At 63.5% G+C, this 1,118-nt stretch carries 1 protein-coding gene and 1 pseudogene; both read left to right on the forward strand.

All coding sequences use genetic code 11. The features are described 5' to 3' along the window. Positions 1 to 461: pseudogene (locus tag H300_RS0121725) on the forward strand (hypothetical protein); the annotation flags it as partial. Then, positions 451 to 1,023, forward strand: a complete 573-nt coding sequence (locus H300_RS28605) for a hypothetical protein (RefSeq protein WP_051270281.1) — start codon at positions 451 to 453, stop codon at positions 1,021 to 1,023. The pseudogene H300_RS0121725 and the gene H300_RS28605, both read left to right, overlap by 11 nt. Positions 1,024 to 1,118 lie beyond the last annotated feature (95 nt).

Here is a 1,118-nt window from a genome sequence, read left to right on the forward strand (position 1 = left end):
GACAACCCGAGCGATCCGGAACGCACCCGAACACGCCGTCTGGATCTGGGGCATCACCGACAGCCCGCTCCTACCGGGAACTTGAAGCCGCCCTGCCCTGGTTGGCGGCCGTGGCGGGAATTTACGAGTGGGCGCCCAACGCGGTGGAGCGTCAGGCAGGATACACACCTGACACTCAGTACAGCCATGTGCAGTTCGTGTTCTCGCCGAGGAACATCGTCAACTCGGTCCGTGAGTACCGGGGCATTCAGACCGACGGCGCCGTTGACCGCCTCAGCGCGGTGAAGTCAGTCCTGGTTATCGCCTCGGACGAGTTCGCCGAGCAACAGGCGGTACTGGCCGAGAAAATCGGAGCGAAGATCGAAGTGGTGCACGGATCTGCGCACCGGTCGATCATCGGATACCGACACCACGCTGAAAAGGTCGAAGGTGCTATCAGAAGGTTCATGGATGCTCGCTGACCGGATCAAGAGTGCAGTGGCTTCCTGTGCCGTAGGGGCGCTCGCGGCGCACCTGGTCGCGACCGTTCTGCAGAACACGCCCGACTCCTACAACCAGGACCTGCGTAAATTCACGGGTGGCTGGCCCATACCCGGATGGCGGTTCTTCGCACCGAATCCGGGTGTGCAGAACGTGCACTTGCTGGTGCGTGAATCGGCCGGCGACGGTCCGACACCGTGGCGCGACGTGACGCCTGTCGTACCGCACGGGTGGACACAGGTGCTGTACAACCCTCGGAGCCGCGGCCCCAAGGCACTGTTCGACGCCATGCAGCAGCTCTCTGTCATGAGCGCGAACCAGGCCGACTTCGCCTGGGTCACCCAGAGCCTGCCGTACGAGCTGGTGCTTGCCGCGAGCCGGGCCGCGGCAGCCGAGGGCGCGCAGGCCCTCCAGTTCCTGCTGATGAACGTGTTCCCCAGCGCGCCGACCGAGCACCGAATGAAGCCGATCCTCACATCCGAGTGGATCCCCCTAGACGAGTCTTTCCAAATGCCTGCGGGCACGAAGAGAGGGTGTCCATGATCCAGGGTCATTGCACGAACAGGATCGGTCCGGTTCGTCGGTCTCGTGTGTGACGTGACGTCATGTACCGGTGTGTGGCGGGGTGTCCCTGGAAA

The sequence above is a fragment of the Streptomyces sp. TAA040 genome (assembly GCF_000424845.1).

What these genes read in the sequence shown, in the direction of transcription:
- H300_RS28605 (WP_051270281.1), top strand. Translation starts at nt 451, where the DNA reads ATGCTCGCTGACCGGATCAAGAGTGCAGTGGCTTCCTGTGCCGTAGGG.